We start from the raw sequence: 24854 nt of genomic DNA on the forward strand, positions 1-24854 counted from the left end.
GAATTCCACATATCTCACGCCAAGCCTTCCGGCTATTCGGCAGAATCGCAGGAAGGGCTCGTCGATCGGTTCTTCGTACTCTCGTACTACCTCGTGGAGTTGATTCTCGATCTCAATCCGCAATAGCACCGCCATTCAGTATCCCCTCGGAAGGCCTGGGTGCATTATAACCACTCGTCCGCTTGGTCTGGTGATCACGGTCATCAGTGTTGTGCGCGCGCCCGAGAGATCTGTCTCGATCTCATTCGGCAGCGTGCATATTCGTTGACAGTTCCCGTTTTTCATAGTCCATATCGAGGAATCCATCGTCGTCGAGGACCATCGCCGGGGTGCTTCCTCGCTGCGCTTTTCTAATCTGAGGGATCCCGGATACGTCCCCGCGCGGCCTCGATCAGTGCCGCGTAGTTGCTGTCCAGGGGCGCCGTCAATATCGACTCCAGAGATGCCTCTAGATCCCATAGCACTCGCTGCTCGGCTTGGTCATTGAACGGGGCTGGGTGCGCTTGCTCGGTCGTCCGCGCCAGCCAGTCGAGCAATACTAAAGCTTCGTCTGCAGAGAGCACTATCTCGACGTTATTATCCTCCACCGAGTCCTCCGTGCTTTAGAACATTGGCCAGTTGACCGGGACTGAGGCGCCAACCTGAAATGAAAGCTCCACCCCGCGTCACGACATTCAATCCTGACGCCGGGTCTAGGTAATGAATCACTGGTTGGTTGCGATAGGTTCCAACAATTGCTCGGGTGCCGCTCGAATTGATGTGTTGATTCAGTGCGGCACTAAATTGTCCCGCATTCGTGGAGTTGTAATTGCCCTCAACTCCAAAATCGGCAGCATGCTTGAACTTGGACTGCAACTGCGCTCGCGTCTGAAGCAACACAGTACATGTGTTATGAACCAGGACTCGCGACTCACCAACGTGATAAGTGTGAATTCCTTCGATAGACAGGTTGAAAGCCAACGCCCGGCGACTTCCGGTGCCCCTTAGGCCGTCGACACGCAACGCGGCTCCATCAGCGTTCAGCACAAGCTCGCCAATTGCCAGGTCATCTGCTCGTTCGAAACGCTGATCAGTAACGCTCCAGAACGGATGATCCTCTGTTGTGGAGATGATTTCTCCATCTATTTCGAGGTCTACAACGTTGTCGACATGGGAGTAGACAGCAATCACCGCCTTGGCCTCCTGCTCCCCGCTTTCTGGATCCGATGCGACAACCAAGTCACCGACCTTGACGTCGGAGATCGCTTTGGCTGATGCGTCTGCCATCAGTACAGTGGTCGCTCCAGTAAACGAGCAAGCCCCAGCTGCCGTCTTGGCTCCGTTTGAAGCGGCCGCACCCGCCCCCGAACTAGACCCGGAAGCCGCTGGTTTAGAGCCGCTTCGAACGGTTGAGGAGAACGCAGAGCCAACTTTTGACATCACGGTTTTGGCCGCGGAAGTCAGGGCTGCCTTCGCGGCCATTCCCGCCGGTGAAGCCATAGCTGTCCTGACGACTGCCCCGAGTACCGCCCCTGCACCGCCGGTAAGACCTCCGATGGCGCCTCCCACAACTGTGTCTCGAGCGAGGTTGCTCCAACTAAACTTTTCCGTCTTACTGACCTGGGTTTTCCACAAGCTGGTCACGGCACTGCCAGCCGCTCCCGCAGCCACGGCACATCCGATGGCGCCGGCGCCCAGGGTCCCTCCCGTGCAGACGGCGAACACCGCCACCCCGACAATGCCTCCGACGATCTCGGCTTGATACTTCTTGACGAAGGACTTGGTGGCACCCCATGCATGCTTCAAGCCCTTGCCCACTCCTCCCCAGAAGCTATTCCACGATTCCCCGGTGGGATCCGCCCAGGTCATGGGATTATTGCCGGAGTAGACGTAGGCATTGAATTGTGCCGGGAGTGCAGGATCCAGCAGGGGGTCGACGCTGATGAAGCGACCTACGGTTTGGTCATAGAAGCGAGCGCCTAGGAGGGACAACCCAGAACCAGCATCCATCACAGCGCCCAAGAATCGCCGGTCGCCCACGGCACCCACATCCGAGTTGCCGCGGACTGCACCGAAGGGGTCGGAGTAGACGCGTGTGATGCTCGACGCTGTCCAATGGGTGTTGGGCACCATCGCCACGACTGATCCATGATTGTCCGACATTAGAGATGTCACCGCCCCCAGACCTGAGCCGTTTCGTACGGCAACGGTTGATCCTGCGAACGAGTAGTACCTCGACGCTGAGACGTCGTCACCGTTGATGACGAGTTCTTGGCCGCCGGGCAAGTAAACGGTCAGGCCGGCACCGTCGCGTCGGATAAGCCGGTCACCTGAAGCGTCGTAGAGATTGCTGTCTTCCCCTGCTCCAGTGAGCTCGCCTTCAGCGTCCCAGGCGAATGGCTCGGTCTGTCCATCGATGATCTTGGCGACACGGTTGCCTGCAGCGTCGTATTGGAATCCGGTCGACTGTGTTGATCCGTTGGCCGTTTCCGTCATGCTGGTGAGCTGGTGAGGACCAGCGCCATTTGAGCCATGAGTGTAGGCAGTTGCCTTGGTGGCCGAACCAGCGACGGCGTGCTCCATCATGGAGGTACGGTTTCCCATGACGTCGTAGGTGTAGTAGGTCCAGAATGGGGCCACTCCACCGACGTTTGCAGTTTCTACCGATGCTTGAGAATCGTTGCAATTGCCCTCACCTGCGGTCCATGCAGTCTTGAGGCGACGCAGTTCGTCGTATCTGAAGCATTGGTTGTCCTGGTGCGCTTGGTTGTCGAGGCCCGTGGCGGTGGGCTGGTCTTGCGCGCTGGTCACGTTGCCGGCGTTGTCGTATTTGTATTTGATATCGACGGCTTTACGTTCGAATCCTTCTCGCTCCAGAGTGAGGGCGCTGAGTCTGTTTGTTCCTTCTTCGTAGTCTGTGGTCAAGTACGTCCCGTATGTGTTGCCGAGGTCGGCGAATGTGGGTCGTCCCTTGTCATCGAAGAGGCTGCGTGCGACGTAGGTGCCCCAGCCGAAGCCGCCGCTCATCCAGGCTGGCATCGACGCTGTGTCGAAGCTGGTTGTAACGATCTCACGACCCAGAACAGTGCCGCCATTTGCGGACTTCACAGCGGGCAGACTGATCGACTTGACCTGTCCATCCGGCGTGTAGGTGTATGCGGTGGTGAAACTTGGCGCCTCAGTTGCGGGTGCGGTGGCCAGCGCATCGAATTCTGGAATGTCGGGCAGTGTGACAGTCGTGGAGAGAGGACGGTAGGCCGTGTCATAGCTGGGCACCGACGTTGCGTACGCATTTCCAGCATCAAACCTTGTAGCGGACGCGAGTTGGCCGAGTACCGCTGCGCCCTGGGACTGCGCATCCGGGCCGGGGAATCGCGCGGTGTCGTAGGCCCACGCTGCGCGCAAGCCGCCCGATGCGCTGTCGTCGCGCAATTCCGTCGTCCGACCCAGAGAGTCGTACTTGTAGAAAAGGGTTTCGCCGGCCCCGTTTGTCCGCGTGACCACCTTATCCGCCACGTCATAGGTAGTTGTTGATGTTCCAGCGTCGGGGTCGGTCGCGCTGATCTGACGCCCGCCCTTGTCGTAGGCGTACGTCCAGAGATTGTTCGCAACGTCCCGCATTTGTGTCCGCTGGCCGGCGACGTCGTAGGTGTACCTCGTTGACTGATGAGGCAGCGACCGCACTGCTGACACAGTAACGGCGGGGCTCGTCGCGCTCGAGTTGCGCAGGTATTCGCGCAACTCAACAACACGACCACGCGCGTTGGAGATGGTCGCCTGAGGAACGCCGCCCAGAGGTGGCACCTGAATGGTGGTTGCCCCGTCATACGCCGTGATGGTGCGCCACTTTTCGTTGGAGGGGTTAGATTCCGTGCCGACCCAGAAGACCTGGTCAGTCACCCGTCCAGCACTGTCATATTCGTAAGTGGTTAGCGAGGGGGGTACAGCTATCGGGACGATGGCGGTATCTGTTGGCGCTCCCGTAGCTTTCCAGATTCCAGTTTCTTTGGCGACGTTGCCCGCGGAGTCGTAGTAAACATGTGCCACATTTCGGCCGCGGGCGTTTGCGTCAGCGTTGTCTTGGTTCCCTGCGTCCAGGCTCTCACTCTGAGTCTGGAATGGGCGCAGCAGTCCGTCGTAGAGCGAGACGCTAACGTGCTGCGTCGTCCCATCAGCTCCGAGCGTTCTGGTGGTGACGGAGTTTAGACCGTTCGCTCGAACCTTGTACTCGTACTGCACCGATGGTTTCGCGTTGGGCGAGTTCGATTGGTGCTGCGGATACGTCGCGGTAAGTAGCCGCCCCAACGCGTCGTAGGTTCCTGAGGTGACCAGGCCGTTCAGGTCGGTCGTGGAAAGCACCAACCCCGTTTGAGGGTTGAAGGTTGTGGTGGACGTGAAACCGGCTAGGGGGCCTGTCTCATCCGGGTCCGGTGTAGTCGAGGTCATCGACGCTAGTAAACCTCCCGAAGAGTGGGCATAGGCCACCGTGGACTTGCGTCCTTCGGCGTCTTCAACTTCGAGAGGGCGTCCGCGAGCGTCGTAGCTAAGAGTGGTTTGAACCGGAATGTATCCGACACCATCCGTGGGGTCGATGCGCTGCGCGACCAGAGTGAGGCCAGTCTCGCTATAGGTGGCAGTGTCGCTCGAGATTAGGTCGGCGGGAAGTTGAGGTGTAACACCGCAGGTCTTGGCAACGACATCGGTTCGAGCGGGCAAGCTCACCAGATACTTAGACGCGAGAGGGCTGCCGGCTCCTTCGTGAGCGTAGGTGATCGTTGTGCAGATGTCGTCAGATGTCGGCGTGGCATCACCGTCGTCGCTAACCTCGACCGGCTGAGAATACGAGTTGAACTTGGTGGATGTCTTGGTGCTGTGCTCAAGGGTGCCTGCAGCATCGAAGGTGAATCCATAGGTCGTCGAGGAGGCCGCACGGAACGCCCGCAGAAGGTCAGAGTCTTTCGCAACTTCCACCGGCGCATCATTTTTCGTGACCGTCCGAGAAATGGCGATGCCATCGTTGAATTCGACGACTTCGAAGACCTGGCCTTGGAAACGTTGATGGTCATTGGCCGTGATGGGGCCGGTACCGGGACCACTGGTAAGTGTGGTTCCGAGTCCGCGGTAGTAGCTGCTGCGAGTGGTGGAGCTCTCGTCCCCGGATCCAAGGATGGTGGTGACATTTGCAAATCCTCGGAAGTCCGAATATGTGACTTCCTTGGGCTTCACCATGGCCCCGGTGGGCTTCCTCCACGCCGCGCCGCCACCATACTCGTAGGTTGTTAACTTCTCGAGGGAGCCGGTGATGAGTTCGCCGGCTGCGCCCCCGGTCGGGGGCGCGCCTGATTCGACGGTTGTATCGACAACGTATTTGTGGAAGTAGTCGGTAACGGGGATTTCGTTGTCGTTCGGGTAGTACCTGACGGGGTAGCAGAGCCGGTCGTTGTTCTGCGGCAGTACTTCATTCGTTTTGGGGTTGTCGGTCGCGGTGCAGTCGGTCTTGTAATTGACATTCACCGAACCGCCGGATTCCGTGCGGATGCTTGTCACACGTGGTCGCACCAGCGGGGGCTGGCCGTCCGTTCCCGAGTCCACCCGGTTGGGGAGGAAGGTGTAGCTGAACTCGTTGGCCGGCAGCGACAAGTCGTCCGTGAGGGTAGCGGTGCCAGCGTGCCCCGTCTGGATGATGGCTTTCGTCTTGAGCATCACGCCGGTGGCTTGGGCAATCCCGCCACTGTCGCCTTGCCCCACGAACTCTTGCTGGATCGTCCAGGAATCGACCGGCTGATAGGCCGAATCGCCGTAGGTAGAGGTGCTGATCTTCGCGAGACGGTAGCGATCGAAGAACGCCGGGGAGAAGTTCGTGCACGGGTCAGTCGAGTTGCAGATTTGATCGATCGGAGTATCCGGCCACTTGTGCGACTCGGTGTCCGTTTGACCTGATGTGCAGAAAGAATCGGGGTCGTTGATGTTGGTGATGCACCGCGGCAATGACGTGAAGGTGACTCTTGCGGGGGCTTCAACGGTGGCAGCGTCGTCGGTGCGGGTTCCGTAGTCAATGCGGGTGAGGCGTCCGCCGGAGACATAGGAAACGGTGTCAAGGTTGTCGTCGGGTCCGTCGAAGGTGTTGTGGGACGGGTCGTAAACGTACTCGTTGGTTTCTTTTGCGTAGTGGTACGTCATGGTGTTGCCGAGAGGGTCGAGCACGTATTCAAGGTTCCAGCGCCACACTTGGGTGCAGCGGGAGTCTTTGAACCCGCCGTCGGCCGTCGGGTGGTAGCAGGCTTCGGTCGAGTTGTTCCCATACACAGGGACGGTCCAGGCCGAGTTCAGCGCTTCGGAACTGGCGGAAACCTTTCCTCGTCCGAAGAAGTATTGGATTCCGTCCGTTGTGGTGACTTTCCAATATTCGTTCTTCTGACCACCGTTCCATGAGCCCGTCAGCTTCTCGACGCGGGAGCCGTCATCGCTCTTTGACTTCCAGAAGCCGGCGTCGTCCTGAATAAGCTCAACCGCTGATCCGTTGAACATCAGCGTTGCGTTTTTGGGCCCCCAGCACAGATCACCGCTGGCGCGGTCTTCGTTGTTGGAGGAGCTGCTTTCGTCTTGGCTGCAGGGAATGTAGGAGCGTTCGACGTACCCGGTCGTTATGTCGAACCCTTCGCCGATCGGGCCGGATTGGTTGTTGGTGGACGCTACTTTGCCGTCGGAGCTGGCCGACGAGTACGAGATGGAGAGCTCTGGTGTTGGGCCTGCAGCGACCGGCGGAACGCCGATAGGCAGGGTCCAAGAGAATGCTCCGGTTGATCCACCGGACCCCCATGTTGCAGACGGCGACAGGCTGGTCGCCGACCAGTTGCCACCGGAACCGGACGCGGCCGCTGTAACAGCAAGTGCGCCTCGAGCGCTGGAAATTCCACCGTCTTCGACGGGGACAGTGGCTGTGACGGTTTGTGCGGCGAGGTCATTGTCGGTCTCCAGCGGGACCGGAGCGCACTCGTCCCCCGCCGTCTCACAAGAGGGCAACCAAACGATTCGTAAGCGGGATGCCCAGTCGCCGTTTCCGTTAGACCCGGCGCCGGCGAAGCTCTCGTAGGAGACGGTGAGGTCAACTTCGGAATCGGCGGCGACAGGGGTCTCGGATGCGTCAGAGACTTCGAGAAGTACGCCGGTGATACCGGCCTCAGCTGTTTCGGTTGCCCCGGCCACACGCAGGAGCACCGCCTCGGGGATCGGCGCAGTATCTGTGGCGGTGACTGTAACGTCCATGCCGCCCAGCTGCGTTTCCCCGAGGTTCTCCTGGACCGCGGGTTCGCCTTCCTCTGGCTCGTTTTCGTCGCCGGAAAGGGTGACGACTTGCTCGTCCTGAGTGGGTAGCGCTGTCGGGAGGATCGGCAGGTCACCGGTTCCGGCGGCGGCGTCCCAGGATCCCGTAAGCGGCTCTGCCGGGACGGCGGTCTCCACATCGAGGCTGTCGATAATCGCGTCGGCGCGGTCTTCGCGTGACAGGAGCCCTTCTCCGACTTCGTTCGCTTGCAGGTGAGGGACGAGGAGGCTGAGGCCGAACGGGTCGACCGTGAGGAGGATGGTGAGTGCACCTCCAATTGCCGCCGCCGTCAGTCGTCGCATTCTCATGCTGCTGCGTCCTCGACCCCTGCTTGCATTCGACATTTTTCGCTTCCACAGGTTGTCGGTTCGGATACGGGACATCACTCCACCTCCGTGGTCGGGTCGAGCTCTGCCTGTCGGCCGTCGAAATCGGTGGCCTCGGCGCCCTGACATAGGCGGCGGATCTTCTCCACGGAGACGACTTCTCCGGAGAAAACTCGCACGTTGTCGATCGCGCCGGGCCAGAAGCCGGTCATCTCCCCTGCTGTGAGTCCGCGGCCCACGGTGAACGCACCTGATGCTGGCCAGGATTCCGTCGGATCTGCGCCGGACGTGACCACTGGATTGCCGACTGCGGGATTCTCAGGCGTGCCGATCTCGCACACCCAGATTTGAAGCGTGTTTGCTGTTGCGTTTCGCTCTCCCACTAAGTGCACCCATTCATCGCCTTTGACGGTGACGGCGGACTGGACGGAGTGTTCCGCACCCCCTGCTGCAGTGTCCGACATGGCGAATGCCCAACAGCCGCTTGGCATCCCTATGCACGTGCTGTCGTATTCGAGACGGAATCCGGAGGTTTGAGCTCCGTCTTGGGCGAGCGCTGTGTAGGAATTCTGCCCAATATTGGCGGCATTGAGCCGAACATGTGCGGAGACGACGAACGATTCCTCGGTGTCGACGACGGGAAGATCGGCTGACGCGAAGTCATTGACTCCATCCAATGCCAGGGCGTGATCGCCCTGGCGTGAGTTGAAGAGCGCATGAGGACCGTCGCCCCACTGGGCTCCAGAAATGGTCAGCGAGGAAGGGTTCTCGCCGACGCTGCCCGCGGAGGTTGCGCCTTGACCCTCATCAAGAGTCCACGTTGCGTCCTCGGTTGGGGTGGCGACAGTGAAGGTGTAGTTGGTCGCCAGAGAAAGATTTCCGCCTGCATCTCGCGACTTCACAGACAGCGTGACTGGGCCTGCTGCGGCTGGCGTGTAGCTCACCGTGGCGATCCCGTTTATATCGGGTGTCACAGTCTGGGTCGAGCCGGCGTTATTGAACCCGTAGACGAACGCGGTTACGTCGGTGCCGGTTGCGCCCCGGTCTATGGAGAAGGATCCGGCCTGGTGGGCGCCTCCACTGATGCGATTCTCGCGGTAGACGGCTTGAATGCCGGTGCCGGCGGAGAGCGCGGTCACTGCAGGACCGAGGGGTCGAGTGGTGTCAACCTTGAACTCGCAGTAGGGCGACCACGCTGATGTGAGAGCGCCGTCATTGGCTCGAGCTCTCCATTGATAGATCCCCCCATCAACGAGCTTCGCGGTGGGCACCGCGGCTGTTCGCCGGGACCCAGACGCTGCTGCAGCAAGGTTTCCAGACGACCACGTCACAACCGTTGGGGTAGCTACCGCGGACACTTCGAACGCGGCCATCACGTTCAGTCCGTCGGGATCGGATGCGATTGCTGAGAGGGTGGGAGTCGTGGTCGCGATCGCGGGGCGAGATGCGCCCGTCGTGCATGCCGGCTCCACCGGATCGGTCAAAGTTAAAAGCGAGGGGACCGCAGGGGTCCTGTTGTAAACGAACTGCAGGGTCGCGTCATGACGGAATCGTTTCCACCCCGTCATGGTCGTTTCGTTGTTCGCTTTGAGCCCGACGTTGATGTACGTCTGGTTATTGTCGGCGGCGTAGCGCACCGCTTGGAGCGCGTTGAACTCTTTGAACCCGCGGTTCGCGCACGAGACGCTGTGCGCCTCCGTCCGGTATCCGGAAATGGTGGACGAATAGGTGAGGTTGGACCACGTCGACGCGGTAGATATCGGTGACGTCCTCACGAAGTCAGTGCGCGCCGCAGTGCAGGACGCAGAGTGAACTCCGTTTACGCGGAACTGAGCGCTCGAGATGTCGGCTCCGGCAAGCACGCTGACATTGGAGAGGCCCGTAAAGCGCCAGGCCAGGCGCTGTTTGAATACCTTGATGCACGAGGCCGCAGCTGAACAGTAGCCGGATCCTTGCCCTGGTGACGAAGCACTGATGTCGCCCCACTGGTGCAGTGTGCCGGTGTAACCACCGGAGCGGACTGCTTCCCATGAGGACGCCCCCTTACCGCTGAAACTCGGGTCGATATACACAGGCCAGACGGTTTCCGAGTCCTCGAGCATCGAGTCGTCCGGGGAGATCACGATCGTCTCCCCCGAGATATCGACTCCCATCGCTGCAATTGCGTCTCCATCGGCTGGTGTTCGAGTGCGGTCGGTCGGGCCTACTTCGGTGGCTTTGGTATCGGCCGGGATCGTCTGACCGGCGGAGTCCCACATCAACGGCGACGTTGCGAGAAAGTGCGTCTCGCCGTCGCCGTCAACGACATGAATTGCGTTGTCGTCGTCTTTTGTCAGAGTGAGCCCCTCGGACGCAACCGTCTCGAATTCCAGGTCAGATCCCTCAGCTTCGCCACCACTAACTATGCGCTCAGCTTCGAGAAGTCCGGTAAATCTGTCGGCGGCCGCGGCATCCTCCAGCTCGACTACAGGAAGGAAACCTGTGCCATCGATATTTATGGACACGAACAACTTGATGCCCACGGCAAGGTCGTAGATCGCCTGCGAATCCGTGACTGTCGGTACGGGAAGACTGAGAGGGAACCAGACATCGAATCGTTTACCGTCGCGAGTGATCGAACCCAGAGGGTCGTTGCGCCCCGCCAGTCCGCCGGCGTTCAGCTCAATCGGGTAAACGGGCGCCACGGCCGACAGCGTGCCATCTTCGGCATCCGCCGCGAGGGACGTATCCAACGACTTCCAGCTGCCCTCGTCCTGAACTCGAACGGGGACCGCAGAAAGTTCCATGCGCACATCGCTCCGCGGAGTCGCCCACGAGGTCTGCCAGGGGGTGCGAGCCGAAAGGACTTCGACATCCGAGTCGCACGCAGTAGCCAATGTGTCCGCGAGGTCAAAGTCGTCAGCCTCTAACTGCGAGCAATCCACGGCCTCGTTGCGCGATGCAAGATCCGACTGAATGAACCAGACACCAAGCGAGAGCACCAAGGCAACTGCCAGAGCGGAGGCTACAAGAATTCGCCACCGCGACACGATCCACGCCATTGTCTAGCCCCTGTCCCACGCCGCGCGCAGTCGCGTTGGCTACACAAGCGAACTTGATGTGGCCCCATCACGACGTGAAACACATCGCTAGTTAGTAACGTCACTAAGTCCGTCGTCGAGAATCTATCGGGAAAACCGGATCGGCGCTCTACCCCTAAAGGGGGGACTCACTCCGTCTCCTGCGACTCGCTAATATCGCCGCAGAATTAGGCCGCCGCGGATTGCATCCGCCCGGCGTCGGACGCCCGACCCGAAGCCCTGTTGGCAGGACTCCCGTCAACGGGCCGGTGCCGCTCCTCTGATTCCCGCGGGCGCGCCAGCGGTTCGTGGACGTGCGAGAAATGGCGAACTGCTCGCTCGACTCGGCAAGCGTTGCAATGGCTGGCGGATCAGTTCGCTTCTTTCGCCACCAGTTCTGAGAGGCCGCGGCCGTTCTGCTACGGAAGGGATCGGCAGTTCGACGACCGTCCTTTCCCGCCAGTGATTCCTGTTCTACCGTCGAAGCGGCCGCTCGTGCGGCGAGCCCCCTACTTAGAAATCGCGGGAATAATCGTCGAAATACAGCCCTCGATCAATCGATTTTGCCAGACTACTTCGGTCCAAGGCGTTGCGCAATATTGCTCTTAGATGCGATCGCGAGCGGCGCGTGGCAACATTTTGCGACTGCGATGCGGCACTCGGCGATAAGACATTCGAGCTAAGCAGTCGCACACTCGTACGTCGCCGGCAGAAGACTGGCTGACTTCTGTTGTCGGAACGCGGCGGATCACATGGCTGACGGCCTGGAGCGCCTGGCGAGCAACAGCCTGATCAATCGGCAAGGGCGCGCGAGCGGCGGTAGAAGGTAGCGCGAGACATCCCAAGGTCGCGCGCCACCTGGGCTGCTGGCTCGCCGCCGTCCACAAGACGAACAGCGTTTCGAATTTGGCTTTCGCTGATCGACTGCCGGCGCCCACCCAAGTCCATTCCGGCCTTACGTCTTTTGCTCACAGAGTCGACTACACGCTCTCGCTTGACCTCAAGCTCCATCTGAGCGAGAGCAGCCATTATCGTGAAAAGCATTGACCCCATGGGAGTTGACGTATCAACGTCCCCTCCCCCGAGGTTAAGAACGCGCAGTCCCGAGCCACGAACCCTCAACTCCTCGGAGAGGGCGAGCATATTCTGGGTCGACCTACCTAGGCGATCTAGCGTCGTGACTACTAGCGTGTCGCCGGCATGGAGCGCGTCGATCGCCCTGTCGAAATTCGGCCGCGACGCGCGTGCTCCGGGAACTCCATGATCTCGATAAAGGTCGTCCCGCCGAACGCCGGCAGCTAGCAAATCCGTCTCCTGGCGATCCGAGCTCTGCTGTCGCGTTGAGACTCGGGCGTATCCAATTAGCTTCGTCACTTCACGCCTCCGTGTCTCGCAAGGGTGCATCAATACATTGGTCACTTAGCTTACTTGCAATACATGGTTGTAAGACTAGATTGCCATTCAAGACACGGCGTCATGGACCATCGCTGTGATTGTTGTCGCTAGCTGGCGGTGTTCTGTTGACGATAAATGGCGCGGGGTAGGCAATGCCTGGTACCTCGCCCGGAATGAGTGACACAGTATTTGTGCTCGATCAACAAACCGCCTCAGTTGATCAACTTAGTGATCTGAACCACTTATGGGGCTGGTTCTAGCGGAGGATTCCTTGTCGTCGTGCTGCCGAGACGGCTGCGGTGCGGGAGTTGACGTTGAGCTTGGAGAAGATGTGGGCGAGGTGCGATTTCACCGTCGTTTCGCTGACGAAAAGTTCTTCTGCAACTTCGGTGTTTGATCGGCCCGCGGCCACGAGATCGAGCACTTGGATCTCGCGGCTGCTCAAACTGATTTGGGGGGCACGCATCCGGTTGAGTAGCCGGGATGCGATGACCGGAGCGAGAGCGCTTTCGCCCGCTGCGGCCGCGCGAACGGCTGCGATGAGTTCGTGGGGTGGGGCGTCTTTGAGAAGGTAGCCGCTGGCCCCTGCCTCGATAGCGTTGAGGATATCGGCGTCTGAGTCGTAGTTCGTGAGCACGAGCACGTACGGGGCGGCGTCAAGGTCGCGGATTCGTCGTGTTGCATCTGCGCCGGTGGCTGCTGCGTGAGAACCGAATTGAAGGTCCATGAGGACGACGTCTGGATTGGAGTTCTCGGCGAGATCAACGGCTTCATCGGGTGTACCCGCTTCGGCGACAACCTCGAAGTCTGGTTCAAGGCTAAATAGGGCGTTGAGCCCCGCGCGGACGATGGGGTGATCGTCCGCGATCACGAGGCGGATCATTCGGGCTCCGTCAGTCGGAGATCGACGGTCAGAGTCGTTCCATGACCAGGTAGGGAATCAACGGTGAGGGTCCCACCGAGTTGCTGCACCCGCTCTGACGCAGCCTGAAGGCCGAACGAGTCGGACTTTTCTGTGGCCTCTTTCGAATTGAGTAATGGATCGAACCCGCTCCCGTCGTCTGCGACGGTGAACTGGAGCTGGTCATTTTCGATGGCGATAGTGATGGTTGCAGTGGTGGCGTGGGCGTGCTGGATGACGTTCGCGATCGCTCCTTGGGCGATGCGAAGTAACGCCGTCTGGAGATGCATGGGCAGGATGATCGTGTCGGACACTCGCACCTGGACGTCCAGCCCTTGGCTTGCCCATTGAGTGCGAGCAAGCCTGCGGAGGGCTCCGCCGAGAGTCTGGTCGTCGAGCTGCGGTGGGGTGAGTTCGCGGATGAAGCGGCGTGCTTCGGCCAGGTTTGAGGCTGCTGTTTCGCGGGCAAGTCGGATGTGTTCGATGCCGGGCCGTCCGGGGTCGCCGCGTTCGGCGGCGTGCAGCAACATCTGAATGCTGGAGAGGCCTTGAGCAAGGGTGTCGTGAATTTCGCGGGCGAGTCGGGCGCGTTCGGCCAGAACACCCGATTCGTGCTCCGTTGCGGCGAGCTGCCCCTGAGTGGCGATCAGTTCCCTGACGAGCGCTTCGCGTTGCTCGGCTTCGCGGGCGAGAGCTTGATAGCCGAGTCCGATCAGTAGCGCGACGCCCGCACCGACGAGCGGGCCGACGACTCCGCCAACGGTCCATCCGCTGTGCAGCCCGAGGGCGCAGATGGCGACGAGAGTGGACACCAGGATCGCGGCTGCGCCCCACCAGCGGCCAAGGAGATGGATGTAGAGGAAGAACAACGGAAATACCAGGTAAGCGGCATCAGGGATCAGCCACAGCAGCACCATCCATTCCCCGGTCAGCACTGTCAACCAGCCGAGTCGCAGCAGGCCACGTGCTCGAGTGATGCGGGTCAAAACTGCGCCGAGCGCGTATGTCAGCCCGAGGGTCACTGATACGACGATCACCGTGACGCTCGCATCTGTTGTGGCGAAGATCGCGCGTGCGATGACGAGGCCGGTGAGGGCGATGAACAGGACATGCAGGCCGGTGCGCAGACCCACGAAAACGGGGGTCAATGCAGTGTGCGCCATGGGCTGAATTTTACGCCGCCGTCCTGGCCGGTTCATCGTTCAAAAGTACGACGGGCGCGTACACACTCCAGACGTGAAACGGTGTCCGGGTGGCCGATGCCCAGGCTCTGGTGGAAAGCGAGAGTGGAGTAGTCGCCGAAAACGGTGGCAGGAAAGGCACACACCATGTTCGTCGCGTTACGCGATCTCCGCTTCGCCCGGGGCCGGTTCGTCCTCATCGGTTCTGTCGTCGCACTCATCACCGTTCTCGTCGGTTTCCTCAGCGGCCTGACGGGAGGACTTGCCACGCAGAACATTTCGGCCGTGCTCGAGCTGCCCGCGGATCGCATCGTGTTCTCCGCCCCAACGACAGGGGAGGCCAGCGCCACCTTCTCCGACTCCGCTATCACGAAGCAGCAAGCCACAGACTGGGCGACAACAAACGGAGTCACAGCTGCACAGCCGGTGGGCATCAGTCAAACACGGGGCGAGGCCGGCGACACCCGCGCAGCGATTGCCGTATTCGGAGTGGAAACCGGTTTCGACTCCACCACCCCCTCGGCGGACGGCCGACTCGGTCTCTCCGATCCCGCAGCAAAAGCCCTCGACGTGACGACCGGTGATGACGTCACCATCGCGGGCACCACGTATACCGTCGAGACAATCGCCGGGGACGGGTGGTACAGCCACACCCCTGTCGTACAGATGACCCTCCACGACTGGCAGGCTTACTCGGCCGCGACCGGCAACCCCGACGCATTCGCGACTGTTCTCGCAGTCACCGGCAGCCCCGACTGGGACGCCGCCGATTCCGCCAACAGCACCGTCTCCGAGGCCACACTCGGGTCGCTCATGGCGTTGAGCGCATTCCGATCCGAGATCGGATCGTTGCTCCTGATGGTTGTCATGCTCTTCGGCATCTCCGGGCTCGTGATCGGTGCGTTCTTCACCGTCTGGACCATGCAACGAAAAGGCGACATCGCCGTCCTCAAAGCACTTGGTGCCAGCACCCGGTCACTTGTCCGCGACGCACTCGGCCAGGCGCTGATCGTCTTGCTGCTGGGAATCGGGATCGGCCTCGGACTCGTCACCGTATTCGGCGCTCTCGCCGGAACCGCCCTGCCGTTCCTACTCAGCCCGATAACAACCGTCCTTCCGGGCGTAATCATGATCGTTCTCGGGCTCGCCGGGGCCGCATTCGCTCTTCGTTCCGTCACCTCCGCCGACCCCCTCACTGCCCTCGGGAGCAACCGATGATCCGCTTGAACAACATCACCCTGACCTTTCCTGACGGTGACACTCGTGTCACCGCCGTCGACAACATCTCACTCACCGCCCACCCCGGAACCGTCACCGGCATCACCGGCCCCAGCGGCTCCGGCAAATCCAGCCTCCTCGCCGTCGCTGCAACCCTCATCCGTCCCGACTCCGGGCAGGTACTCATCGACGACATCGACGCCACCCAGCTGAACCCCCGCGAAGCAACGGACCTACGCCGCAACAACATCGGGATCGTTTTCCAGCAATCCAACCTGGTCCCCGCACTGACCGCGCGGGAGCAGCTGACCGTAATGAACGAGCTCGGCGCCCAGCACAGTCGACGCAACCGCGCCAAGGCCGCGGCACGAGCGGATGTACTCCTGGACGCAGTCGGACTCAGCGACCAGGGCGGCAAGCGCCCACACCAGCTCTCTGGCGGTCAGCGTCAACGCATCAACATCGCCCGAGCCCTGATGAATGACCCCAGCGTTCTCCTCGTCGACGAGCCGACAAGCGCCCTCGACCAAGAACGAGGAGCCAGCATCATCGACCTCATCCTGCGACTCACCGACGAACTCAACACCTCAACCCTGCTGGTGACCCACGACCTCGTCCACCTTCCACGCATGCATGGCGTAGTCCACATCGTCGACGGCCGATTCGTCGACGCCCTCGCCACGGCATAACCCCATCCGCAGACGCCAGTCAGGAAACTCACCATGGAAACCATCTTCAGCATCCTCCACGTCGTTGCCGCCGTATTCATCGTCGGCCCCCTCGCCATCATGCCGATGACCGCACTACGCACACTCCGAACCGGCGACACCGCACGAGCAGCGACCGCAGCGAAGGGTATTCGCCTCTTCAGCTACCTGTCACTGCTCGTCGCAATCACCGGATTCGGTGTCATGGGAATGTCCGACCCTAAGTACGACCTCACCATCACGACACCCTGGGTACTCACATCTTTGATCCTCTACGGCGTCGCACTACTCGCAACACTCGCCATCACGGCGCCCGCACTAAAGCACGCCGACGGCGATAGAGGGGCGTCCGCATACGCGCGTGCAACAGCAAGCTCTGGAATCGCGACCCTCTGCCTCACCGCCGTAGTCGTCCTTATGGTCTGGAAACCGTGACTGTTTGTCTCACACTCACCGTCGAATGTCTTGAAAAACAATAGCTTTCCGAGGCACGCGAAAGCTCCTCCGAGCCTCGGTAGGGAGTGGCGGATTTCCGGGACCCGATCTGTCTTGGAAACATGTCTCACCGCAAAGTGTCTTTGCAACGACGCTTCTAGCAGTTTCCAAGGCAGAATAGATCCGTGAGACATCTTGGGTATACGCGGGTCAGCACCAGAAGCCAAGACGCGAAGTTGCAGGTTGACGCTCTGGTCAAATCGGGCGTGCGGGAGCGGGACATTTTCTCCGACGTCACCTCGGGCAGCCGGACCGCGATCTCACGCCCCGGGATAAAGAAGCTCCTCGAGCACGCCCAGCCTGGCGACACCGTCGTCGTGTGGCGGGTCGATCGCCTCGGAAGATCCTTGATCGATGTGCTGAACACGGTGAAGCTGCTCCGGGGGCGTGACATACAGGTGAAGAGCATCTCCGATGGAATCGACCCATCGACGACGTCGGGCCGGCTGATGCTGAATATGCTCGCCACCTTGGCCGAGTATGAACGCGAGCTGATCACCGAGCGGGTGAACGCAGGGATCACAGCCGCCCGAAATGGCGGCACCAAGTTTGGTCGGCCTTTGTCCGATCCTGTGGTTGTGGCAGACAAACTCAAGCTCGTCTCCGATGCCCGGGCGAAGGGCCGCACTGCGGAGGATGCGGCAAAGCTCGTAGGGTGGAGCCGGGCCACTCTTTACCGGCATCAGCAGGCCCTTGCGGCCCGCGAGAGCACCACCGTGTAGGTGACTTTTGGACGCGGCCGAGCGGTGGCGTGTTCTTCGGCTGCATGTCGAAGACCAGATTCCGCTCACGGTTCTCGCACGCGAAACCGGGATCTCCGCACGGACCCTGCATCGTTGGAACCAGCTTTACCGGGCCAGCGGCGTCGCTGCCCTCGATCCTCATGACCGCATCGACAAGGGTGCGCGCCGAACCTCAGCAGAGATAGTCGCGTTCATCGAACGGCTGGCCCTCACTCGACCACGCCCGAGCATCGCTACCTTGCACCGCCTTGCAGTGAATGATGCGCAAGCTCTCGAGCTGCCGGCGCCAAGCTACTCGACAGTGCGGCAAATCGTGCGGGCACTTGACCCGGCTCTGGTCACTCTGGCTCTGGAGGGCCCGGTCTCTTACCGAGACAAACACGAACTCGTCCTGCGCCGCCGGGCAGAACACCCGAACCAGACCTGGCAGTCCGACCACACTGAACTCGACATCCTCATCGTCGGCGCCGACGGGAAACCCGACCGGCCCTGGCTGACGACCGTGATGGACGACTACTCCCGCGCCATCTGCGGGTACATGGTCTTCAGCGGCGCCCCCTCAGCCATCAACACCGCCCTCGCCCTCCGGCAGGCGATCTGGCGGAAGACGGACCCAGCGTGGGCAATGTGCGGCATCCCCGACATCTTGCACGTTGACCACGGCTCCGATTTCATCAGCCACCACCTCGAGCGGACTGCCATCGCCCTGCACATCAGGATCATCCACTCGACCGTCGGCCGACCCCAGGGCCGCGGAAAGATCGAACGGTTCTTCGGCACCATCAACTCCGAACTGCTGGCCACGCTCCCCGGCCACCTCGGACCCGGCAGCCGGACCCCCACGCCGGTCCTGAATCTTGCTGGGCTCGATCGTGCGGTCGGCGTATTTATCGGCACCTACAACGACCGGACCCATCGCGAGTTGGGTATGTCGCCGCGAGATTCCTGGGTCGCAGACGGGTGGCTGCCACGGATGCCCGAAAGTCTCCAAGAACTGGATGGATTGCTCCTTACTGTCCCAAAGAACCGAGTTGTACAGCGCGACGGCATTCACTTCCAAGGTCAGCGCTACCTCGCTCCGACCCTTGCTCCGTTTGTCGGGCACACCATCACGATCCGTTACGACCCCCGCGACATCTCTGAGATCCGCGTCTATGACCGGGACACGTTCATCTGTACCGCTATCGATGAAGCCCACCCCAACCTGCGCCTCAGCCTTCGCGACATCGAAACTGCCCGCCGCGCCCGTCGCAAGCAGCTGCGGCGAGCCATCAACGACCGCATCCCGACCGTTGCCACTCGCGAGGAACCTCGCACCCCGGAACCCACTAAGCGGAGGCCGAAGCTGCGCACCTACGAAGAGGACGAGTGATGAACCAAGCATTCATCGTGACCAAGGAACATCGGCGATTCACCGAGTTCGCCAACGCTGTGCGGAAGGAGAAGACCATCGGGATCTGTCACGGCGCTGCCGGCGTGGGGAAAACTAACTCCGCCCGTCGGTACGCGAACTGGGACGCGCTCGAGGCATACATCAACGAGTGGGGTCCGCGTGGGGAGCGCGACGCGAAGCACTACGCCCTCGCGAACCGATCTCGAACCGTCTTCTACACGCCAGAAGTCCTCTGTCGACCAAAGGACCTCATGAGTGAGCTGATGCACTGGCAGATCAAGGTCGGGATCTGCGCCGATGAGTACCTCCGCTCTCTCCTGCCGGAGCCGGAAACGGTAAGGCAGAAAGACGTCACACAGCTTGTCGAGCTGCTCATCATCGACGAGGCCGAGCGACTCACCCCCACTGCCCTGGAGCTGCTCCGCGATCAGCACGACCGCACCCACCGGGCGATAATCCTGATCGGCATGCCAGGCATCGACGAACGATTCCGCCACTACCCCCAGCTCTACAGCCGCCTCGGATTCTCACACCACTACCGGACCCTTGGACGTGACGAACTACTCTTCGTCCTAGACCGCCATTGGAAACGCCTTGGCAAGACCCTCGACCCTGACGACTTCACCGACGCGCAAGCCATTGCCGCGATCGAGCGCATCACCCGAGGCAACTTCCGCCTCCTCGAACGGCTCTTCCCCCATATCAACCGGGTACTAAAGATCAACCAGCTCGACACCATCACCGACGACGTCATCGAAGCCGCCGCCAGCATCCTCGTCATAGGTAACTAGCGACACGAAGCGATCACAAAAGGCCGCCACAAAGCGCCAAACTCCACAGACCATCGCACCGACGACCGACGAGGCGCCTCATAACCGATGGGATACAAGACAGCCGGCTATCAGCAGCAGCTGGCATCCGCGCCGCAAAACTCGCCTGATACACATCGTTACTGAGCCGCCGCTTACATCCCGAAGCCCTTCCATCCCAACAACTACTCCACCTGTTTTCGGAGGAACCTCTATCGACCGACGCTCGAGAACGGGCGTGCCCGCGGAGCCACCACGGCGAATGGTGTCCCACCGGTCACAATGGTCAGCATGGAGAACCTCGATCAGTTGCGCACGACTGAGTCGCGCAAGAAAAGTACAGTCGGCGGGGTAGCCGACAAACGGGGCAATATGTTCGAGCTCTCGTGGGCGATTCTGCATGCCTTGCAATGCATACAAGACGTGAGGAGAAGCATCACCCTTGAAGACCTCGACGGAGACCTCGCCCAGGGTTCTGAGTTCACGTATGTGGACGAGCACGGCCACTTCGCTGTCACGCAGGTCAAACGTCAAAACAGCATCGCAGACAGATGGAGTATTGCGGCTCTTCGAAGTCACGGCATATTTGACGCGGCAAGGCATCACATCATTGCCGGTCGCGCCTACCACTTCACTTCGATGACGCCGACCGCCTCGCTACGGGAGCTAAGCGGACGAGCTCGTGAATCTGCCAATCTTCATCAATTCATCAGCCAACAGCTGACCCAGGAGCTCGGGTTAGTTTTCGATCAACTCTCGGCGCCCGACGTCCTCGGCGGTGCGGAGAACGCTTGGCGAGTGCTCCGCGGCATGTGGTTCGAGGTCGCGGACGAGCAGCAGCAGGTAAAGACGAACGCAATGCTTGCCGCCACCATGCTTGAGGGCGCAACGGAATCACTCCTGCCTCTCGCCGTAGGTGCAGTCTTGCTCGACAATCTCCGCCGGCGCCTCACACGGCGTGAACTGCTCGAAGGCCTGTCCCTCTACGGTGTTGTCGCACGTGACGCCACTGCGAAGCGGACCGCACACGATGAGGTGCGCGCTACGACCCTCAGCTGGCGCAGCACCGTGGAACGCGAGCTGCTGAGCCCTCCTATTGCGCGAACCGAGTCCGCTGAGCTAGTCGATCTGATGAGCGCGACACGCCTGGCGCTAGTCGTCGGCGCGGGCGGGGGCGGCAAAAGTTCCGTTGTCTACCAGACGGCAAGCCAGCTCGAGTCGAATGGCGCCGAGGTGTTGGCATTCCGCCTCGACCGTCGAGGAGCGTTCAGCTCAACAGCCGAGTTAGGGGTGCAGCTCGGCCTCTCAACCTCACCGGTCGCCGCGCTCCGAATGGCGGCAGATGGCCGCGATGCTGTCTTGATCATCGACCAGCTGGACGCTGTGTCACTAGCGTCGGGTCGACTACCCGACCGATACGACGTGATCGCCGACTTGATCAACGAGGCTATCGCGGTCGAGGGAGTGACGGTCATCCTCGCCTGTCGATTGTTCGACGTCGAGAACGATCACCGAATTCGCAAGCTCGATGCCCGGGAGGACGTAAAGCGGCTGACGGTCTTGCCCCTGTCCGACGAGGCCGTCATCGATGCGGTGGGGGCGATGGGCCTTGACGCGAGCAGGTTAACGCCGAAACAACAAGAGCTTCTCAAATCGCCACTGAACCTCGTGCTGCTGGAAACCGTCGCGAGCCAACCGGGCGCACTCAACTTCACCTCACGCGGATCCCTGTTCGGGGCCTTTTGGGAGCGGAAACTCCAAACCATCAAGGGCTATCGACCTGAAGTGCGCTTCAACGAAGTGCTGGCTCGCGTCGCAAACGCTGCAAGCGATCAGCAGACACTATCGGTACCAGTAGAAGTGCTTGACGCCGAGGACTTTATTCAGGACGCCCGTGTTCTGGCATCTGAACAAGTGCTGGCCATTGACGGCGACACGGTTTCGTTCTTTCATGAAACGTTCTTCGACTACACCTTCGCCCGGCAGTGGCTATTGCGGCGCGAATCAATGATCGAGTTCTTGGGAGGCCAGGAGCAAGAGCTCTTTCGCCGCGCTCAGGTGCGACAGATCCTCGAGCTGCTCCGTGAACGAGATCCATCACGCTTCCGCAGGGAGATCGAGGCGGTGCTCATTGCACCGGCGATCCGCCTCCACATCAAAGAGACAGTATTAAATGTCTTCGTAAACGTTATCGAGCCGACAGACGAGGATCTTGCACTATTTCTGCGTATCAGCGAAACCGATTCGACCCTGAGCCGGCGCTTTTGGCAGCAGATCACCCGCCCGAGTTGGTTCGACATATTCCACAAGCGCGGTCTCATCGAAATTTGGCTGGACAGCAAGGACACGGTACTGCGGGAGCGTGGAGCTGCTTGGCTCGCCAATGCCGGAGACGAACGCGGAGCTGTGGTGGCACAAATCCTCGCGCCGCGCCGCGCTGCCCCTGACTACCGAGAATGGTTGATTAGGACCACTCAGCGTGCCGAGCTTCACCGCAATCGGCCGCTGTTTGACTTGATGCTCGAGGCCGTGCGAGCAAACGACCTGGACCCTTCCGACGACAATCTTGGGTTATTCACCCATAACCTCGCCGCGCACGAACCGCTGTGGGCGATAGAGCTCCTTCACGCGTGCCTGATGGAGAACCCATCGGCGTGGGCTACTGACCAAACCGGAAAGATCAGCATTCTCGAGTCCCATAGTTACGGCTTCACAGAAATGATCAAGGGGGCGAGCGAAGCCAAACCCGAGAAGTTCGCTGAAACGCTCGTACCTTATCTGTTAGCGGTCATAGACCGGACATCGTTCGATCGCCACGAAGACTCTCTGATCAGTGACCGTCATTTCAGCTTTCGGTTGAAAACACGACCGGGCTCGGACGATATAGGCGAGGAGCTCTACAGCTGCGCTGCCGACGCCCTTGCGATTTGGGCGTCGACCGAGCCAAAGTCGGTGGAACCACTGTTGAATACTCTCGCCGCGGACGATCACGATGCAGCTCAGGCCCTCTTGTTCCGGGCTCTGGTCCACAGCGCAGAGCACTTCACCGACTGGGCTGCCCAGTTGATTCTCGAGGGCGGCAACCGACTGCAAAGCGGCTACACCTCAGACGGCCAATGGCTCTCGCGAGAACTTGTAGAAGCGATTGCCCCGTTCGTCTCTGACGAGGACCACGCGCGCCTCGAAACTGAATTGCGCGACCTTCGCAATCCGTACGAGCGTGGCCGCTCATTCGGATACACCGCTTTCAAGTTTCTCACTGCGCTTGATCAAGAGCGGCTAAGTTCACTCGGCCGACGACGGCTTGGGGAGTACCGAAGAAAGTTCGGCGTTGAAGCGCCTGCGCCTCCTACCGGCATCGTCAGCTTCAGCGTCGGGTCTCCGATCGAGGATGCCGCAAGTGCGAAGATGTCCAACCAACAATGGCTGCGAGCCCTAGTCAAGCACGACACTGACGATCGAAACTGGGATGACCACACCATCGGTGGTGCCCGCGAGCTCTCGCAAATGCTCAAGAATCGCACTGTTGATGACCCCCTTCGATTTGCGAGCTTGGCCATGCAGATGACGGTGACGACCCACGTCGCGTATCCCAGTGCCATCCTGTGGGGTTTCGGAGAGGCGACGATCCCCTCCGAAGCCCAACCTGCCGTCTTTAATGCCATTCGCCACATCGCGAGTCTGAAGCTGGACGAATGTGATCGGTGGCTCGGATGGTCGTTGCGCCGCCTTCTCGACGACGCACCTCTCGACCTGGTCGAGTTGGTGAGGGACCGCGCCCTGCACGCGACGCAACCGAAGGATGACTCGTTAGTGTCCACCCGTCAGTCAAACGACAGGTTAGGTCGCGATCTGAGGCAGCACGGCATCAATACTGCAAGAGGCAGCCTCGCAGAACATCTCGGCGACTTACTGATTCACGACCCAGATGGCGATCGCACTGCCTTAGTGAGCCCATACTTGCTCGCCCTCGCCAGCGATCCTGTACTGAGCGTTCGATCGTGTGTCGCCCACACTATTGCTGCCTCCCTCCGACACGCACGGCCAAAGGCTCACGATGCCTTCGAGCGCCTTATCGATACCGACGACGTCCTTCTAGCTTCGAATCTGGTTGGCGATCTGATGATTTATATCGGCAACGTCGACCCGGATCGGATTGACCCAGTAATCGACCGCATGATGACGTCCAACAGCACTGAGGTGAGACATGCAGGCGGCAGCATGGCTGCGTTTGCGGCGCTGCAGTGGGAGCGCCCCAAGCTTCTGGAACGGGCTCTAGTCGGGGACATTGATGTCCGGACTGGCGCCGCTCTCGTCTGCAGCGCCAGAGTGGGACGAGCCGCGAATTCCGATCTCGTGATTTCAGCATTGCGTCAGCTGATGCACGACCCTGACGACGAGGTTCGCAAAGCAGTCGGCAGACTGGCAGCGAATCTCAGAGGCCACGTCTTGCGTCCATTCGCCGGTCTGCTAGCGGACCTCATCGCTTCACCAAGCTACGTCCACGCCACACCGCAACTGCTCATCACATTGCAAGAGGCGCCTGACGAGGTGGACGAGTTGGTCGACCTCGCAGCGCATCGCTTCCTCGACATCCACGGTAACAATGTGCAAGACATGCGGACTGGTGCAGCCGGTGATGCTCACTACATTTCGGAACTAGTGGTTCGAGGTTTGGCGCAGGCTCACGACAAGCTGCGCGTATCCGCACTTCTCGATGTGCTCGATCGCCTGCTCGAACTGGGCGTTTACGGAGTGGACCAATCAATCGAGCAGGCTGAACGCGCATAAGCGGCTGAGTCTTCGGCACGAATGGCAGCCGTAGTCGGCATGCATGCTCATCGAGATGTTCTCGGCGGTCCTGAGGTCCGGTCGAGAGACTATAGGGGAGATCCGCGGCTCGGTTTGTGGGCGGGTCGAGAGTCAGTGTCACAATTGCGTTCTGCACGCGATCTCCGACCCCACCAGCACTCGATTACGCGCGAAGCAGTGGAAAGCTTGTGACCGCGGGATTCCACCAAACGATGAGGACTGTATTCGCCTCCACGAAATACACCCGATCGATTCGTGGCCGATGCACACTCCGAGGCCAAGAGCTCCCGCAACTTGGAGAGCCGCATTTTGAGCTGCTTCTTCCATTCGGCCGCCCTCTCGCAGACCCGCGGCTCATTGCATCGAAGCTTGCGTCCGTCGACGACGCCCGTGCGAAAGGCAGAACGGCCGCGCAGTCCGCCAAGTTCGTCGGATGGAGCCGGGCGACGTTCAACCGCCGCCAAAAGGACGCCGACTCACCTAGGCAATCAACTTTCGTGGATCCGGCAATC

At 60.5% G+C, this 24854-nt stretch carries 12 protein-coding genes; 7 read left to right on the plus strand and 5 right to left on the minus strand.

Annotation, left to right across the window (positions count from 1 at the left end; translation table 11 throughout):
* Window positions 1-576: 576 nt before the first annotated feature.
* From EYE40_RS07480 to EYE40_RS07500, 5 genes are all read right to left on the minus strand, one after another.
* Window positions 577-7605 (minus strand): colicin D domain-containing protein, encoded by a 7029-nt coding sequence (locus EYE40_RS07480; protein ID WP_161972362.1) that lies wholly within the window; start codon window positions 7603-7605, stop codon window positions 577-579.
* Between the two features lie 80 nt (window positions 7606-7685).
* Window positions 7686-10670, minus strand: coding sequence for a LamG-like jellyroll fold domain-containing protein (locus EYE40_RS07485; RefSeq protein WP_130981363.1), 2985 nt, complete (start codon window positions 10668-10670; stop codon window positions 7686-7688).
* Window positions 10671-11480: 810 nt separating this feature from the next.
* Complete coding sequence (locus EYE40_RS07490; protein ID WP_130981364.1) at window positions 11481-12062, minus strand: recombinase family protein; 582 nt, start codon at window positions 12060-12062, stop codon at window positions 11481-11483.
* A 277-nt stretch (window positions 12063-12339) separates the two neighbouring features.
* Window positions 12340-12966, minus strand: a complete 627-nt coding sequence (locus tag EYE40_RS07495; RefSeq protein WP_130981365.1) for a response regulator — start codon at window positions 12964-12966, stop codon at window positions 12340-12342.
* Window positions 12963-14147, minus strand: a complete 1185-nt coding sequence (locus tag EYE40_RS07500) for a sensor histidine kinase (protein ID WP_130981366.1) — start codon at window positions 14145-14147, stop codon at window positions 12963-12965. The genes EYE40_RS07495 and EYE40_RS07500 overlap by 4 nt, the downstream gene beginning before the upstream one ends.
* A gap of 165 nt (window positions 14148-14312) precedes the next feature.
* Between EYE40_RS07500 and EYE40_RS07505 the strand changes: the two genes are divergently transcribed.
* The 7 genes from EYE40_RS07505 (at window position 14313) to EYE40_RS07535 (ending at window position 24321) form a co-directional block, all read left to right on the plus strand.
* Window positions 14313-15383 (plus strand): FtsX-like permease family protein, encoded by a 1071-nt coding sequence (locus tag EYE40_RS07505; protein ID WP_130981367.1) that lies wholly within the window; start codon window positions 14313-14315, stop codon window positions 15381-15383.
* Window positions 15380-16072, plus strand: coding sequence for an ABC transporter ATP-binding protein (locus EYE40_RS07510; RefSeq protein ID WP_130981368.1), 693 nt, complete (start codon window positions 15380-15382; stop codon window positions 16070-16072). Before EYE40_RS07505 ends, EYE40_RS07510 begins: the two co-directional genes overlap by 4 nt.
* A 33-nt stretch (window positions 16073-16105) precedes the next feature.
* Window positions 16106-16525 (plus strand): DUF2269 family protein, encoded by a 420-nt coding sequence (locus EYE40_RS07515; RefSeq protein ID WP_130981369.1) that lies wholly within the window; start codon window positions 16106-16108, stop codon window positions 16523-16525.
* Window positions 16526-16710: 185 nt separating this feature from the next.
* Window positions 16711-17307: a recombinase family protein gene (locus tag EYE40_RS07520; protein WP_130981370.1), complete on the plus strand. Its 597-nt coding sequence runs from the start codon at window positions 16711-16713 to the stop codon at window positions 17305-17307.
* Window positions 17308-17314: 7 nt separating this feature from the next.
* Complete coding sequence (locus EYE40_RS07525; RefSeq protein ID WP_130981371.1) at window positions 17315-18700, plus strand: Mu transposase C-terminal domain-containing protein; 1386 nt, start codon at window positions 17315-17317, stop codon at window positions 18698-18700.
* Complete coding sequence (locus tag EYE40_RS07530; protein WP_130981372.1) at window positions 18700-19512, plus strand: AAA family ATPase; 813 nt, start codon at window positions 18700-18702, stop codon at window positions 19510-19512. The genes EYE40_RS07525 and EYE40_RS07530 overlap by 1 nt, the downstream gene beginning before the upstream one ends.
* A gap of 309 nt (window positions 19513-19821) precedes the next feature.
* The gene (locus EYE40_RS07535; protein ID WP_130981373.1) at window positions 19822-24321 is read left to right on the plus strand and encodes an nSTAND1 domain-containing NTPase; all 4500 of its coding nucleotides are present in this window, start codon (window positions 19822-19824) and stop codon (window positions 24319-24321) included.
* Window positions 24322-24854 lie beyond the last annotated feature (533 nt).

Origin of the sequence: Glaciihabitans arcticus (assembly GCF_004310685.1) — a bacterium.
Classification (GTDB): Bacteria; Actinomycetota; Actinomycetes; order Actinomycetales; family Microbacteriaceae; genus Conyzicola; species Conyzicola arctica.

What these genes read in the sequence shown, in the direction of transcription:
- EYE40_RS07480 (WP_161972362.1), bottom strand. Translation starts at nt 7,605, where the DNA reads ATGCGACGACTGACGGCGGCGGCAATTGGAGGTGCACTCACCATCCTC.
- EYE40_RS07485 (WP_130981363.1), bottom strand. Translation starts at nt 10,670, where the DNA reads ATGGCGTGGATCGTGTCGCGGTGGCGAATTCTTGTAGCCTCCGCTCTG.
- EYE40_RS07495 (WP_130981365.1), bottom strand. Translation starts at nt 12,966, where the DNA reads ATGATCCGCCTCGTGATCGCGGACGATCACCCCATCGTCCGCGCGGGG.
- EYE40_RS07500 (WP_130981366.1), bottom strand. Translation starts at nt 14,147, where the DNA reads ATGGCGCACACTGCATTGACCCCCGTTTTCGTGGGTCTGCGCACCGGC.
- EYE40_RS07505 (WP_130981367.1), top strand. Translation starts at nt 14,313, where the DNA reads ATGTTCGTCGCGTTACGCGATCTCCGCTTCGCCCGGGGCCGGTTCGTC.
- EYE40_RS07510 (WP_130981368.1), top strand. Translation starts at nt 15,380, where the DNA reads ATGATCCGCTTGAACAACATCACCCTGACCTTTCCTGACGGTGACACT.
- EYE40_RS07515 (WP_130981369.1), top strand. Translation starts at nt 16,106, where the DNA reads ATGGAAACCATCTTCAGCATCCTCCACGTCGTTGCCGCCGTATTCATC.
- EYE40_RS07530 (WP_130981372.1), top strand. Translation starts at nt 18,700, where the DNA reads ATGAACCAAGCATTCATCGTGACCAAGGAACATCGGCGATTCACCGAG.
- EYE40_RS07535 (WP_130981373.1), top strand. Translation starts at nt 19,822, where the DNA reads ATGGAGAACCTCGATCAGTTGCGCACGACTGAGTCGCGCAAGAAAAGT.